Source organism: Alicyclobacillus dauci, assembly GCF_026651605.1.
Taxonomy (GTDB): domain Bacteria; phylum Bacillota; class Bacilli; order Alicyclobacillales; family Alicyclobacillaceae; genus Alicyclobacillus; species Alicyclobacillus dauci.
Map to the genome: position 1 here is coordinate 106,907 of NZ_CP104065.1, position 14,387 is coordinate 121,293.

Genomic DNA, 14,387 nt, shown 5'->3' on the forward strand with positions numbered 1-14,387 from the left:
GTTCGTGCACAAGGTGTGCCGGGTTTGACGTTCACTACCTATAAATTATGCCTTGGACCGCCATTGATTGATCGCGACCATGACAACAATAACGATACCTTGACTAATGAGTTGACCTGCGGAAGACACGTTGAGAGCCGTAAGTAGACTTTGCAGGAATTCCATGATGAGCACGCCTGCAAATGTTCCGGAAAGACCGCCGCGACCTCCCGTGAATGCTGCCCCACCGATGACCGCTGCGGCAACGGAGTTTAGCGTGTAAGGATCCCCCACCCCAATAGATGCCACCCCGATGTATGCAGAAATTAGGAATCCAGACAAGGAAGCAAGTACTGAGCTCAACACGTAACCGCCGATAATGATGTAATTCGTGGGTATGCCAGAGAGCCATGCCGTACGGTCATTCCCGCCAGTGGCATACAAGCGTCTGCCAAACGATGTACGGTATAGGAGGAATGCAGCGATAATCCAAATGAGAATCCAGATGACAACAGCCCATGGTAATATGTTGACAAACCAACCATTTGACATCCAGCGAAAACCAGAAGCGATATTCCCGATCGGCGAGCCTTTGGTATAGACGTAATAAATTCCCTCCACGATAGAACCCATAGCCAACGTAGCCAAAAATGGGGGGATTTTTAGTTTCGTGACCGCGACTCCGTTGATGATCCCGATAGCAATTGCCACTACTAGTGCAAAGATCACGGCAATGCCCATGCGACCATTCTGTCCCACCATCACACCAGCCAAAATTACGTTCGTAAGGGTAATTACTGAACCAACCGACAAATCGATACCCGCCAGTAGCAAAACAATGGTCTGTCCAATCGCCACCACACCAAGTGGTGCAGCCTGCAGGGCGACGTCCATAAGGTGGGTCCCAGTAAAACTCTGAGGTGAAGCGATTGCGTAAACGATGAGAAATGCCACCAACAGTGCGTACACACCTAGCACACTATTGCTTTTGTTTGATTTTTTCAGAAAAGATGGTGTAAGTGAGGCAGTTCGCAACTTCTTCAGCTCCTTCCTCTACGCGCACGCAGTTGATAGAGTAACAATGCCGTTACGAGGATGACACCTTTAACAATATACTGATAGAAACTTGGAACGTTCCACATGTTCAGGATGTTACCAATGATTGAGATCAAGACTACGCCAGCGAAGCTACCAATGGCCGTTCCAACACCGCCAAAAAGAGAGGTTCCGCCCACTATGACGGCCGTAATCGAATCGAGAGAGAATGTGTCGCCAATGACCGGATCGCCAGAGTAGATATTCGCTGCAAGCAGTAATCCACCTAGTGCTCCCATCAATGAACATACTACATACCCGAGAATCTGTGTTCGGTTTACTGGGATACCTGCCTTACGAGCTGAGGATACGTCCCCCTTGTCGCCGCCCACCGCGTACGTGTAACGTCCAAACTTCGTCTTTTGGAAGACAAAGGTGAACAAAGCATAGAGTAGGATCGTAAGTATGAGCATCACTGTAATGTTTCCGAAATCGGAAGTGAGTGCACCCGCAAAGCCACTATTAACGGCTCCACCCGGCGAAGGCATCAAATACAATGCCACACCTTTTACGATGACCTCGGTACCGAGTGTCATGATAAGCGGCGGTACCCGAAAATATACGATGCCAACGCCGTTCAGCAGCCCGACTAAAATTCCCACCGCGCAGACGAGAACAACAGCGATAATCATTGCGGTAACGTTGTTCCCGGAATATAAAGCCATGAGGACTGTTGACAAACTCACAACTGAGCCGATGGATAGGTCGATGCCGGCTTGCAAAATTACTATCGTTTGACCAATTGCGACGAATGCAAGCGGAGCAAGCTGAGTGGTGATGTCCGCGAAGTTCTGTCCACTGCGAAAAGATGATGAAAAAATTGATGTCACAAGCACGAGAACCGCGAGCAGAATGTAGGCCGGTATGGAACGTCGGGCTTGCATCCAGGATGATCCGAACATTACATTTCCACTCCTTTCGCAGCGGTTGTAGCGAGACTCATTACCTGTTCTTCTGTAGCTGTTTCTCCATTTAAATGACCGGTGATTCTTCCTTCGTACATCACATATATCCGGTCTGACATTCCGATTAACTCCATCATGTCACTCGAGATCATCAGAATTCCGACGCCTTCATTGGCTAACTTGCGTAATAACTGGTAGATCTCAACCTTGGACTGAATGTCTACACCACGAGTTGGCTCATGGAGTACAAGGATTCTTGGGTTGTTTCGCAACCACTTGGAGAAAATAACCTTCTGTTGGTTTCCGCCGCTGAGTGATGTGATGAGGTTCTCCATCGAGTGGACTTTGATGGAGAAGCTTTCAATTGCTTGCGTGACTTGTTGCCGTTCACGACGCTTTTGTAACACACCGCGAGAGGCAATCTGCGGTAACGTCGAGAGAACCATGTTTTCTCGCACGGACAGCGGTGGTACAATTCCTTCCTGACGACGATTATCTGGAATGTAAACGACACCGCATCGAAGGGCTTGGCGTGGGCTCTTGACACGAACCACTTTGCCCTCGACAACCATCGTTCCATTGGAGAATGGATTGACTCCAAAAATAGCCCGGGCCAAATCTCGTTGCCCCTGTCCCTCAAGTCCACCAAGTCCAACGATGTGTCCTTTCGGAACGGACAAGGATGCCGAATGAACTTTTCCCGGAACAGAGACATTTTTCAGTTCGAGCATCGATTCTTCTTGGCCGGTTATGTGGACGCGAGGTGGGAATGTCTGTGTAATATCGCGCCCGACCATTAGCTGAACTAGGTGATCTCGGTTGAGTTCAATCGTTGGTTTTTCCGTGACAAGGACTCCGTCCTTGAGAACAACAACGCGATCGGAAATATCTAAAATTTCGTCCAAACGGTGGGATATAAAAATGATACTAACGCCCCGCTCTCTGAGCGTGTTAATCATTTTGATAAGCAAAGTCACTTCTGATTTCGGCAAACTCGAGGTCGGTTCGTCCAGAATCAAGAGCTTAGGTTTACGTGACCAAGCCTTAGCGATTTCGATCATTTGTTGTTGCGCGGGAGACAACGATGAAACCACTAATTGTACATCTAGATCAAACGAGATATCGGTTAGGATTTCTTTGGCCAGTTCTACGGTCCTACGATTATTCAGGAATCCAAGTTTCCCTTTGGGTTCGTATCCGAGAAAAATATTTTCCGCGATGGTCAGATGCGGTAATAGGCTGAGTTCTTGGTGGACAATGTAAATGCCACGTTGCATTGCATCGTCGGGATTACGAAACTTCACATTCTCTCCTAACCAGAAGAGGTCACCACTTGAGGGAGAAAGTACACCGGAAATAATGTTCATCAGTGTACTTTTACCCGCTCCATTTTCCCCACACAGCGCTAGTACACTACCGGGCTTACAAACCAAGTTAATATCCTTCAGTACCACGTTCCCGGAGAACTCTTTGGTAATGTGGTGAGCTTCAAGAACCGGCTTCATCGAGTTCAAAAGGAGTTCACCCCCGAAACGGAGTGCCGCCTAGTGGCGGCATCCGCGGATATTATTTAGAGAACAGTTGTTGCAACTCAGAATTGGAGAGTTTGGTATTATCGTACATGCTGTCGGACATATTCGGCTTCACATACTTGGATAGGTCAGAGTTCGTAATAGTAGGTGGCTGTAGCACATTGTCCTTTTTATAGGGCTTCCCATCGAGGATATCCAGCGTCGTATCCAACGCGTCTGCGGACAGCCAGGTTGGCTTACTTACACCGATAGCTTGGAATCCTTGTGGCTCCAACTTTGCCCACATTTTAAGGAATCCATTGTTATCTTCACCGGTCATTGGAACGAGTGGTCGATGAGCTGCTTGGAATGCTTCGATGGCTCCCATGGTCATCGAACCGCCTTGCGACCAAACACCATCAATTTTTTCTGGGTGAGCCGCTAGCATGTTGCTGACAGCTGTCTTACCCGTCGCATAATCCCAGTTGGCATTGGCCGAGGCAATGACATGAATGCCTGGGTAGCTTTTGAAAACGGACTCGGCACCGTTCCAGCGATCCTGGGACACCGAGATACCAGCCATACCGTTCAAGACAATGATATTACCCTTTCCATTCAATTGTTTGACTAGCCACTCTGCACCAACCTTACCGAAGTCTGTGTCATCAACAGTCACCAAACTGTCGTAGTCAGGGGAGTTAATAGTAGCAGCAAGGAGGACGACCACAATGCCTTTTTGACGTGCTTCTTTTAGGACAGGAATCAATGCGGTTGGAGAGTTAGGTGTGACAATAATGGCGTCAACGTGCTTCGCGATGAGAGACTTAATGTTTGAAATCTGTGTGTTGATATCCCCATTCGACTCTGTGTAGTCTACTTGCTTGATTTCACTTTTGTGCTTAGCGGCTTCAGCCTTGAATTCATCAGCTAACTGTACGGACCAGCTGTTACCTGCGAAGTAGATATCATAGCCAATGGTATAAGGTCCTTTTTTAGCTGCCGGCTTTGAGGATGACCCTGCGGATGCAGCAGTGCCGTTCGATGTTGATCCGCACCCGCTCAGAATAAATGTTGTTGCGAGCACGCCTAGAACACCCGCCATGATCTTTTTGGAATGCATGCCTTTTGTCCCCCTCGTATTCGTTTTCATACAGCGCTTTCAATCACGGTTGAATAGTAGCACGCATAACTTGACTAGTCAACTAGTCATGTGTTTCTATCATACTAGGGTCGTTGCTCACCCTAGACCATCGCGAAGGAGTAATCATACATGAGTTTTGTTCGTACGGTACTTGGCGACATTTCTCCAATAGAATTAGGAAAAACGCTTACACACGAGCATATCATCGCAAGTCCACCGAAGAAATTCGCAGATAAAGATCCGGATTTGGTACTTGATTCATTGGAGAAAATTATTGCCGAAGTAGTAGATTTTCGGAACACAGGCGGCAAGAGCATCGTAGACGCTACGGCCATTGACTACGGCCGCAACATTGAAGCGGTGGTTGAAGTGGCGCGTGCTACTGGCGTTAACCTGATTGCAACCGCCGGCTTCAATAAAGGGTTGTTTTTTGATCAATGGGTGTACGATGCAAGCCAGAATGAGTTGACGGAGCGTGTCATTCGAGAAGTCGAAGAAGGCATCGATGGAACTAAATACAAAGCCGGTCAAGTCAAGTTCGGCACGATGTACAACTCTATTTGGCCTGTCGAAGAGAAAGTACTGAAGGCGGTTGCCGAAGCGCAAAAACAGACTAAAGCTCCCATGTTCTCGCATACCGAAGCAGGAACCATGGCCTTGGAGCAAATTGAAATGGTCGAGCGCCAAGGTGTGAACTTGGAACATTGGACCGTCGGACACCTGGATAGGAATCCAGACCTTTGGTACCACCTCCAAATCGCAAAAAAGGGCGTTTATCTCAGTTTCGATCAAGTCAGCAAGATTAAATATCACACCGATCAGGCGCGCATTGACGTTATGATCGAGCTAATTAAGAGGGGATATCAACGGAAGATTCTGCTGTCCGGAGATATGGCCCGTAAATCGTATCTCACTCAGTATGGTGGCGGACCTGGATTCACGTACATCCCAACGCGCTTCGTTCCCCGTTTGGTGGACGAACTTGGAAATCACGGGTTCAGCGATGAGAAAATTGATCAAATTATTGAAGATTTAACTGTTAACAATCCTCGCGAATTTCTCACGTTTAAGAAGTAAGGAGATGATCGCCCATGTCTAAGGTTTTAGAATGGGGAAATCTGACGTGGCCGGAGTTTGTGAAGGCTCGTAAAACGACAAACATAGCGGTTCTGCCGATCGGAGCAATTGAGGAACATGGACCGCATCTGCCGCTCAATACGGACAATGTCGCTGCTGATGCATTTGCTCGATTGGTATGTGGGCAGACCGGGGCATTTCTTCTACCGACCATGCCGCTGGGTCAGGTATGGTCGTTAAAGCGGTTCCCAGGATCGCTGACCATTTCTAATGACACGTTGAAGGCCATCATTCGTGATTTATCTGAGAGTCTACAAATGCAAGCAATAAAAGGCCTTATTCTAATTAGCGGTCATCTCGGCAATATGGCGGCTCTAAAAGAGGCTGCGCGAGAAGTGCAAGAAAGCCTGCAATTTCCCGTTATGTACTTATTTTATCCAAGCTTAAATGAAGCCTCCAAAGGCGTGATGGAGGCTCCAACCAGCCATCCATCTATTGTCCATGCCGATGAACTAGAAACGTCCATCTTGCTCTCCCTGAGACCGGACGTTGTGAAAATGGACAGGGCAGTCAGAGAGTATCCGGATTATCCAGCCGATTTTGATGTCGTTCCAACCTTTTGGGACGAGGTGAACGAATCCGGGGTATTTGGCGACGCCACTATGGCATCGAAGGAAAAGGGAGACGCCATAATGAGGCGAGTTGTCGACAAGGCGGTCGAACTCGTCGAGCATTTCAAGAAAGCGGTGAATCAAACTAATGACTAAACCATCACTCCCTATCGAATGGATTCATGGCCGGATTGCCGTCAGCTTCCTTGTAAAAGACGCACAGAATGCCAAAGAGGTTTGGGAGGCGTCTGAAGGGACCGCATTCGTTACTTTATCCGCAACCAATTACGTTGATCTAGAGCAGATGCAAGAAGATATCGCAACTGTTCGCGAGGTGGCTCCCGCAGTCAGTTTGGCTCTCGGTGGCGGGGCAAACCCCGCAAACTGGGATAGAGTGTTCGGGGCAGGCAAGATGGGCGCAAATCACCTCAACCAACCGTTTCCCACTTCTGGATACACCAAAGGTGTCTACTCTCAACTGTGGGTGAATGCTGCTGTAGAACCCACCGGCCAACCCGGCGTGGTGAAAGCTCCTTGGCTTTCTGGGCACGATTTCACACTGTCGGTTGATTCTGTGGTTAGTACGCTTAAAGCGACTGGTGTGGACGCAGTGAAACTACATCCAATTAAGGGTGAAATCGTGATGGAAGAACTAAACGTCCTAGCTAAAGCAGCTGGATCTGCGGGAATCCTAGGATTTGAACCAGCCGGTGGAGTAAAATTGGAGAACGTAGTACACATTGTTCAAACTATCTTGAGCGCTAATGTGGAGCTCGTCATTCCTCATATTTTTAGTGATGCGATTGACAAGGAATCAGGCAAGACTCGGCCGGACTACGTTGCCCAAGTTGTTCGTACGCTGCGGGAACAGGTGAGAGTTTAGCATAAAGGAGAAATCGGATGAGTGTGATACAAAGAAGCACTAGGGAGCCCTTGTATCTACAAATTAAGAGAGTGCTCATTTCACGGATCGCACATATGAAAGAAAATGAGCTCTTCCCTTCTGAACACGACCTCGCCGCAGAGTTTGAGGTGAGTCGCGGCACAGTGAAACAGGCGATTGTGGAATTGGTCAACGAAGGGTATGTCTACCGTATTCAGGGAAAAGGGACATTTGTATCGCCTCCTCGAATTATCCGTGGGTCTGATGGTCTTCCGAGCTTTACGGATGACATTCGGCGGAAGGGATATGTCCCCGTAAGCACTGTGCGATTTATTGGGTTGGAGCTGCCTCCAGCAAGTATCCAAGATAAGTTAAATGTTCCCAATAGCCAACCCGTTTGGCGGATAGAGCGAGTCGTTACAGCGGACGGGGTTCCTGTGGCACTCGTCACATCTTACCTTCGTTCTGACATTTACCCAAGTCTCGACCAACACGAGGTAATCAATAACTCATTATATCAGACCCTTGCCGAGCACTACGGCAGAGTACCAAGCTATGCCAAGGATACGTATCAAGCACAGGTGGCATCTACAACACTAGCGCATGTGTTATCGCTTCATGCAGGAGATGCAGTACTGTATTCTGAGCGTCTTGCGTTTCTTGACACGGGACTACTGGTGGAGCACGTACAGAGCTATATGCGTGGTGATCGATTTATTGTACAAGTACAATTCCCGCAAGAAGGTGACGCAGATGAAAGCGCTGTTGGGATTAGACCTCGGGACGTCCGCCGCTAAGTGCCTGGTAATGGACTTGCAGGGAAAGGTACTTGGAGTTGCAAGTACTGCCTATCCCACCTATACGCCTCAGCCGGGATGGGTGGAGCAAAAGCCAATCGATTGGTGGCACGCATGCGTTAATTCCGTTCGAGCCTGTCTCCGGGAAATCCCGAGTACCGTTTCGATTGAGGGTATTGCACTATCTGGACATATGAGCGCACTTTGTATGGTGGACAGTGAGGGCAACGCATTACTCCCAAGTATCACCCTCTCCGATACGCGCTCCGAGACCCAGACCTCATGGCTCGGGGCAAATTATCGTGACAAGTTGGTAGGTGTCTCTGGGAATGTTCCTATCGATGCGCTGCTGTTACCAAAACTGCTTTGGGTGAAGGAAACCTTGCCTGAGGTGCTCGCCACAACTCATCGATTGCTCTTCCCCAAAGACTATTTACTTTATCGGTTAACAGGTCGATTTGTAACAGAGCCAACTGACGCAGGAAACAGTATGGTGTATGACGTACAGCGAGGAAAATGGGATGACGATTTGATAAGGCAGTTTGGTCTACCGACCTCCGTGTTTCCTGATGTCGTAGACACTACGGAGCAAGTGGGGGACCTACTTCCAGAGGCGGCATCCGTTCTTGGCCTCCAGCCGGGTGTGCCCGTCGTAGCTGGCGGCGCTGATATGGCTTGCAGTGCTTTGGGGACAGGTGCTGTATCGCCAGGTGTAGTATCGATCACTATCGGCACAGCAGCCCAAGTACTTACCACCGTTCCTGCCATTCATCGCGACGGCATTGGAAAGATTACTTTTCACCGCCATGCATTGCCGCAAAGCTTTTACGCCCTCGGCTCCATTTTTACTGGTGGTCTTGCTATGAACTGGTTGTCCTCTGTGTTGTTTGATCGGTCGAGCGGTAGCTACCAGGTAAACGACATTGTAAAACTTGGTGAACTGGCCTCGACTGTGGCTGCAAAGGACTCGGCCCTCATGTTCCTACCGTTCCTGGTCGGTCGCGGTAGTCCGAAGTTCTCGGCGGACGCGCGTGCGTGTTTCATCGGTTTGTCCGCGCATACTCGGCAGGGTGCGCTCGCTCGAGCAGTAATGGAGGGTGTGTCATTCAACATTCTTGAATGTCTGGACGTTTTTGCGCAGATGGGCAATCCGATAACTCGAGTTCACATGGGTGGCGGTGGTTCGAAACTGGCGGTTTGGCGGTCAATTCTAGCGGATGTATTAGGAATCGAGATTCACTTAATGGAAACCAGAGATGCTTCGGCGATTGGCGCAGCAATCATTGCCGGGGTAGGTATTGGCGCGTATCCGGATGTCGCTACCGCAGCTAACACGCTGGTCCACACGGGTGAAGTCGTTGTACCATCTTTGTCCCAGACAGCCATTTATAATAAAAAGTATCAAACTTATCGGAAATTGATTGAATCCATCTCGCCGTTGTTTAGCGAAATTGCGAACTCTTGAGGAGGTCAGTGCATGATCCGTTCGATGTGGACATATCCGTGGGATGTACTCGATATCGGTAAAGAACGAGTGTACGGCGATCTATTCGATATCGCGAAACTGAACTCAATCAGTTTGGCGATGTCCTACCATGCGGGTCGGTTTGTCCAACCTCGCAGCCCCAAACGGAAAGTGTACTTCCCTGAAGACGGTACTTTATACTTTCACGTCACTCCGGAATTGTACGAAGGTCAGTTGATTCAGCCTAGAACGGTTTCATATGTCGACGAATGCGACGCCCTCATTCGCCAATTGTCGAATGACAGGAGAGAGAAAGGCTTTCGACTCTCCTCTTGGTTCGTGTGTTTGCACAATACCCGAATTGGTATGGAGTATCCAGAAGTAACTGTCGTGAATGCGTTCGGCGATCACTATTACTACAATCAATGCCCAAGTAACCCCGCCACACGTACTTATATAACAACAGTTTTGAAGGACCTCACTACGAACTACGAGATTGATGCGGTCGAACTGGAATCTCTCAGCTTTATGGGCTTCCCACATGAGTTCCATCACGAGAAGGATGGTATTGGTCTAAACGACTACGAGCAGTTTCTATTGTCGCTTTGCTTCTGTAATTCTTGCAGGGAGCGCGCGGAACAAGAAGGCGTGCAGTTTGAAGCCGTTCGCAAGTACGTCCAAGATGAATTGTTGGTCACATTCGAGCGGGATATTCCACAGCCGATTGACCCGGAGTTCTATTCCAAGGGTATGAACTTCTTTCAAGATAACGAACCGTTCTACAAATTCTTGAAGTGGCGGAACGGCGTTGTCACCTCTCTGACCCGTGAAGTCCGCGAAGCTGTTCATCCGCGCACCGATGTGATCTTCTTAAGTCTAGTAACCGATACTGCGTGGACCATCGGTGTGGACGTGAATGAGATATCCAAGGTGTGCGACGCAGTGTTGGTATGCTGTTATGATACGGACGCACGTCAAGTGGGGATCGATACCAAGACATCCCGTGACACCGTTGAGTCGAGCACACCGCTGCTCACCGGTTTTCGAGTCTTTTATCCGGAAGTTCATTCGAAAGATGAGCTCATTGACAAAATTCGTAAAACAATCGAAAACGGTACAAACGGCATCAATTTCTACAATTACGGCTTGATTCCAGAAAGCCGTCTGAAATGGATTGGCGCAACCTTTGAAGTCGATTGACGTCCCATTGTGTGTTGTCACGAGGCTAATGTCTCTCCACAGTAAGGCGTACTAGGAGAGTCTCTCATCGGAGGGGCAGAAACACTGTAAGCGTTGTCCCGTGTTAAGGTTGTGGTTTTGTCCTGACACGAATCACCTCAACCAAATATAAAAAGGAGTTTTCACCGAATATGTGAAGCCCCTTTTTATATCTGCACGAAGTAGTTCGGAGAGAGCACGCCTGGATCCCGTCCCCGCGAACAGAGGTTCCAAGCACAGAGTACAACATTCGTTTTATCTAAAAACCGGCCTCCGCGGGGGAAGGGTCTGTACACCACACTTTACGGCACATTGCCTCACATCGTCACTGATGTCGCGGTCAGACACCAGGAAATCGAAGGCGGATAATGGCGCGATCGTGGCGAAGGAGACCCGACCAAATTTGGTAGAATCGGCAACGAGGGCGGATTGCAAACTGTGCTCGATCATCGCCTGTTTCACCATAATGTTTGCTATCCTTGTTCCCATCGCACCATCTTTCACAGTGACGGCATCGCAGCCGACGAACGCTAGATCTGCGTGAAGTGCACGGATCATATGAACAGAAAATTCTCCTCCGACACTTGCGGTAGAGCGATCGACCATACCGCCACAAAAATAGACATGAAATCGCTCCTCTTGGCGGAGGAGATCGGCAATGTGAAGATCGGTTGTACATACCGTGAGTTCCTTCTGTACATGAGTGCACATGATTTTCGCGATTTCATACGTAGTACTCCCAGCATCTAAAAACAAGGAACTGCATGAACGAAGCAGCGATAGGCTGGTCTCCGCTATCTGAAGCTTCTTGTCCACGTTCATGACGGACTTCTTGTCTATTGGCTGAGGACCCCATAATTGTTCGGATATCACCGCCCCCCGTGAACTCTGCGTGCCTTGCCTTCTTGCTCAAGCAACTCTAAATCCCGTCGGATGGTCATAACAGACACACGAAACCGGTTGGCCAGGTCATGCAACTGTACCTGACCCTGCGAGTGCAGAATTCGAAAGATCTCTTTTCGACGTTGAACGGACAGCATCGGCGAGGGTCACCTCAATCAGACTTTTCAGACTTGACAGAATTATAATCCTATCTAAAATGAACATATAAGAACATTAATGAACAAATTGTAACATCAACGAGATGACTTCGACTACTTGTTTCTTGGTGGACGACTTCAGGAGAGTAGGTGCACGTGTTGCGCATAACTATCCTCGCAGATGATCTCACGGGCGCCAATGCCGTGGCAGCACTCCTGAAACATGAAGGGTTTCAGGCGACGGTTCATCTAGGTCCCCATACATACCCGCAGGAGGGCAACCGGGACCGGGAAAGTCCCCATTTGGTTCAGGTGTGGAACGTTGGAACACGAAACATCCCTCGGGAAAGTGTGAGCGATCGACTGGTGGATTTCATTCATCTTCTCAACATTCCGGTATATACCGGAGAGGACCTGGTTGGATTGCGAATCGATAGTACCTTGAGAGGGTCCATAGCGAAGACCATCGATTTTCTTTTGCAACGTCGGACCGATGTATTTGCTCTCGTTGTACCGGCTTTTCCAGCATCCGGGAGGACGACTGAAAACACCATCCATTTTGTCGACGGTGTCCCTGTTCATGAAACGTATGTCGGACACGATCCGTTTTCACCCGTCTCTTCGCCGGACCTCAGGGCGGTCATTGGTGATCCTAGCGGACATACGTATGATTGCCTCTCGATCAGAGACATTCGCGGTGGCGTGGCTCAGGTTCAAGATATCTTGACAAGCATTCATGGGGAGGGTGTCAGGATGGTCTTGTGCGATGCGGTGACTGATGACGACATTGACACGCTGGCGAGGGCTGCGACACGGTTCGCAGCGAAGCACCCGGCTGTCTCGCTTTGCCCAGTCGATCCCGGCCCGTTTACAGCAGCCCTTGCAAAGCAACTTGTTTCAAGACTGCAAGGCGAGCGGTTGACCATCCCTAGTATTATCTCTGACGCGAATGGGGCGGCCACGTCTCGCGAAGGTTTCGTTCTCCCCGATTCACCTGTCATCCTCGGTATCTCGGCAAGTATTATGCACAACGCCAAGAAGCAAATGGACTTTCTCGAACGCGATCCGTACGTGCACATGTACCATTACCGCGGCGAATCAGCCGATGAGGTCATTCGTGGTCTCGTTCAGCGATGCCCGAAATCGAAAACCACAGCTGAGACAGATTGGAACAGACCTTTCAAGTCCACTATTTTTCTGAGGACCGACACGTGGCAATTGCCGACGGAGGAAGCCAATACCGTTGTCCAGCATTTACCGCAAGTGGTTAGTCGCATCTTGGGGGAGTACCCCAGCATTTCTGGGATTTACTTATCAGGAGGCGAAGCTGCAGCCTCCATACTGACTGCACTCGGTGTGACTCGCCTGTCACTCGAGGAGGAGTTGGCTCCACTAACGACGCTGAGCCGTCCGGAAAACGGTTTCTTGATGGGTCGATGGGTCGTAACCAAAGGTGGTTCCATTGGCGATGAAGTTGCTGTTTCTCGGATGGCAGCGAAAATGATGAGCACCATCCTCCGTCATTAGCGTTTTTACCTGCTTAATGCGCCGTCGAGAGGCAACAAAGACAAGGAGTGTTTTGTATGCAACGACCTGTTTTAGCTTTGACTATGGGAGACCCGGCCGGGATCGGACCCGAAATCACTGTGAAGGCAATGCTTGATCAAGAAGTGCACAATATGTCACGCTCCTTCGTTATCGGCGACGTGAGCGTCGTCGAAGACGCACTGAGCTTCTCGGGCCTGACTGCGAACGTACACAAAATCTCTTCTCCGGCCGAAGCCAATTACGAGTACGGCACCATTGATGTGCTCGATCTCGATGCCATTCACGCACACGACGTGGCGTATGGGGAAGTACAAGAATCCTGCGGGCGGGCGGCGTTCGCCTACATTCAAAAGTCCATCCAACTGGCCATGGACGGGGCGATTGATGCCGTTGTCACCGCACCGATTAATAAGGAATCTTTGAAGGCTGCGAATGTACCATATATCGGTCACACGGAGATGTTTGCGGATATGACCGGTGCAAATGAAGAGATGACCATGTTTTCCATTCTGAATTTGAAAATTTTCTTTCTCACGAGACACGTGTCCCTTGCAGAAGCCTGTCGTCTCATTACCCAGGAGAGGGTGTCTGCCGGCATTGATAAATGTGTGAGCGCGCTCAAGCAACTCGGTTTCGAAAATCCTCGTCTGGCAGTAGCAGGCCTCAACCCACACGCTGGGGAGCACGGATTGTTCGGCCATGAGGAGATGGAAGAGATCGTTCCAGCTGTGGAGATGGCAGTCGCACGCGGACTCAACGTTACAGGGCCGGTCCCAGCCGATTCTGTGTTCCACATGGCGCGTATGGGACGATTTGACGCAGTGCTCTCACTTTACCATGATCAGGGCCACATCGCCGCCAAAATGATGGACTTCGAGCGTACGGTAAGTGTCACGCTTGGTCTGCCTATCTTGCGCACAAGTGTCGATCACGGCACCGCATTTGACATTGCCGGTCAGGGAAAGGCGAGTGCGGTAAGCATGATTGAGGCGGTTCGGGTGGGCGCTGAGTATGCCAGATCCGGTGTTAAACTTGCCTAACGAGGCAGATCGAGGTTGAAATTTCCGCGCGGCTCTCTGCTTACGCAGGCATGATGCCGCGCGGGTGATCCTACACA

General features: G+C 49.6%; 14 protein-coding genes. 8 read left to right on the top strand and 6 right to left on the bottom strand.

The window, feature by feature from the left end:
- Positions 1 to 45: 45 nt before the first annotated feature.
- The 4 genes from NZD86_RS23655 to NZD86_RS23670 all read right to left on the bottom strand — a co-directional run bounded on the left by NZD86_RS23655 (position 46) and on the right by NZD86_RS23670 (position 4,610).
- The gene (locus NZD86_RS23655) at positions 46 to 1,014 is read right to left on the bottom strand and encodes an ABC transporter permease (protein WP_268043698.1); all 969 of its coding nucleotides are present in this window, start codon (positions 1,012 to 1,014) and stop codon (positions 46 to 48) included.
- A gap of 5 nt (positions 1,015 to 1,019) precedes the next feature.
- The gene (locus tag NZD86_RS23660; protein ID WP_268043697.1) at positions 1,020 to 1,976 is read right to left on the bottom strand and encodes an ABC transporter permease; all 957 of its coding nucleotides are present in this window, start codon (positions 1,974 to 1,976) and stop codon (positions 1,020 to 1,022) included.
- Positions 1,976 to 3,484, bottom strand: a complete 1,509-nt coding sequence (locus NZD86_RS23665; protein ID WP_268046953.1) for a sugar ABC transporter ATP-binding protein — start codon at positions 3,482 to 3,484, stop codon at positions 1,976 to 1,978. Before NZD86_RS23665 ends, NZD86_RS23660 begins: the two co-directional genes overlap by 1 nt.
- Before the next feature lie 61 nt (positions 3,485 to 3,545).
- A complete protein-coding gene (locus NZD86_RS23670) occupies positions 3,546 to 4,610 on the bottom strand; it encodes an ABC transporter substrate-binding protein (RefSeq protein ID WP_268043696.1) in 1,065 nt (354 codons plus the stop codon).
- A gap of 150 nt (positions 4,611 to 4,760) precedes the next feature.
- Here NZD86_RS23670 and NZD86_RS23675 point away from each other — a divergent pair, with 150 nt between their 5' ends.
- Genes NZD86_RS23675 through NZD86_RS23700 form a run of 6 tightly spaced genes read left to right on the top strand, consistent with a single transcriptional unit; the run spans position 4,761 to position 10,664 of the window.
- The gene (locus NZD86_RS23675; protein WP_268043695.1) at positions 4,761 to 5,708 is read left to right on the top strand and encodes a phosphotriesterase family protein; all 948 of its coding nucleotides are present in this window, start codon (positions 4,761 to 4,763) and stop codon (positions 5,706 to 5,708) included.
- 14 nt (positions 5,709 to 5,722) lie between these two features.
- Positions 5,723 to 6,475: a creatininase family protein gene (locus NZD86_RS23680; protein WP_268043694.1), complete on the top strand. Its 753-nt coding sequence runs from the start codon at positions 5,723 to 5,725 to the stop codon at positions 6,473 to 6,475.
- On the top strand, positions 6,468 to 7,202 hold the full coding sequence (locus NZD86_RS23685) for a KDGP aldolase (protein WP_268043693.1): 735 nt from the start codon (positions 6,468 to 6,470) through the stop codon (positions 7,200 to 7,202). The genes NZD86_RS23680 and NZD86_RS23685 overlap by 8 nt, the downstream gene beginning before the upstream one ends.
- A 17-nt stretch (positions 7,203 to 7,219) precedes the next feature.
- The gene (locus NZD86_RS23690) at positions 7,220 to 7,999 is read left to right on the top strand and encodes a GntR family transcriptional regulator (protein WP_268043692.1); all 780 of its coding nucleotides are present in this window, start codon (positions 7,220 to 7,222) and stop codon (positions 7,997 to 7,999) included.
- Positions 7,905 to 9,464 carry a xylulokinase gene (gene xylB / locus NZD86_RS23695; RefSeq protein ID WP_268043690.1) on the top strand — a complete coding sequence of 520 codons (1,560 nt, stop codon included), beginning with the start codon at positions 7,905 to 7,907 and terminating at the stop codon, positions 9,462 to 9,464. The genes NZD86_RS23690 and xylB overlap by 95 nt, the downstream gene beginning before the upstream one ends.
- Positions 9,465 to 9,476: 12 nt before the next feature.
- The gene (locus tag NZD86_RS23700) at positions 9,477 to 10,664 is read left to right on the top strand and encodes an alpha-amylase family protein (RefSeq protein ID WP_268043689.1); all 1,188 of its coding nucleotides are present in this window, start codon (positions 9,477 to 9,479) and stop codon (positions 10,662 to 10,664) included.
- A gap of 273 nt (positions 10,665 to 10,937) precedes the next feature.
- Here the strand turns inward: NZD86_RS23700 and NZD86_RS23705 are convergent, their stop codons facing one another.
- Entirely contained in the window at positions 10,938 to 11,555 is a 618-nt protein-coding gene (locus tag NZD86_RS23705) for a DeoR/GlpR family DNA-binding transcription regulator (protein ID WP_268043688.1), read from the bottom strand.
- Positions 11,552 to 11,722 (bottom strand): DeoR family transcriptional regulator, encoded by a 171-nt coding sequence (locus tag NZD86_RS23710; RefSeq protein WP_268043687.1) that lies wholly within the window; start codon positions 11,720 to 11,722, stop codon positions 11,552 to 11,554. Before NZD86_RS23710 ends, NZD86_RS23705 begins: the two co-directional genes overlap by 4 nt.
- 156 nt (positions 11,723 to 11,878) lie before the next feature.
- Here NZD86_RS23710 and NZD86_RS23715 point away from each other — a divergent pair, with 156 nt between their 5' ends.
- Together NZD86_RS23715 and pdxA are read left to right on the top strand one after the other, a co-directional pair.
- Positions 11,879 to 13,249: a four-carbon acid sugar kinase family protein gene (locus NZD86_RS23715; RefSeq protein WP_268043686.1), complete on the top strand. Its 1,371-nt coding sequence runs from the start codon at positions 11,879 to 11,881 to the stop codon at positions 13,247 to 13,249.
- Between the two features lie 56 nt (positions 13,250 to 13,305).
- A complete protein-coding gene (gene pdxA / locus NZD86_RS23720) occupies positions 13,306 to 14,310 on the top strand; it encodes a 4-hydroxythreonine-4-phosphate dehydrogenase PdxA (protein WP_268043685.1) in 1,005 nt (334 codons plus the stop codon).
- Positions 14,311 to 14,387 lie beyond the last annotated feature (77 nt).

What these genes read in the sequence shown, in the direction of transcription:
- NZD86_RS23660 (WP_268043697.1), bottom strand. Translation starts at nt 1,976, where the DNA reads ATGTTCGGATCATCCTGGATGCAAGCCCGACGTTCCATACCGGCCTAC.
- NZD86_RS23665 (WP_268046953.1), bottom strand. Translation starts at nt 3,484, where the DNA reads ATGAAGCCGGTTCTTGAAGCTCACCACATTACCAAAGAGTTCTCCGGG.
- NZD86_RS23670 (WP_268043696.1), bottom strand. Translation starts at nt 4,610, where the DNA reads ATGCATTCCAAAAAGATCATGGCGGGTGTTCTAGGCGTGCTCGCAACA.
- NZD86_RS23675 (WP_268043695.1), top strand. Translation starts at nt 4,761, where the DNA reads ATGAGTTTTGTTCGTACGGTACTTGGCGACATTTCTCCAATAGAATTA.
- NZD86_RS23680 (WP_268043694.1), top strand. Translation starts at nt 5,723, where the DNA reads ATGTCTAAGGTTTTAGAATGGGGAAATCTGACGTGGCCGGAGTTTGTG.
- NZD86_RS23685 (WP_268043693.1), top strand. Translation starts at nt 6,468, where the DNA reads ATGACTAAACCATCACTCCCTATCGAATGGATTCATGGCCGGATTGCC.
- NZD86_RS23690 (WP_268043692.1), top strand. Translation starts at nt 7,220, where the DNA reads ATGAGTGTGATACAAAGAAGCACTAGGGAGCCCTTGTATCTACAAATT.
- NZD86_RS23700 (WP_268043689.1), top strand. Translation starts at nt 9,477, where the DNA reads ATGATCCGTTCGATGTGGACATATCCGTGGGATGTACTCGATATCGGT.
- NZD86_RS23710 (WP_268043687.1), bottom strand. Translation starts at nt 11,722, where the DNA reads ATGCTGTCCGTTCAACGTCGAAAAGAGATCTTTCGAATTCTGCACTCG.
- pdxA (WP_268043685.1), top strand. Translation starts at nt 13,306, where the DNA reads ATGCAACGACCTGTTTTAGCTTTGACTATGGGAGACCCGGCCGGGATC.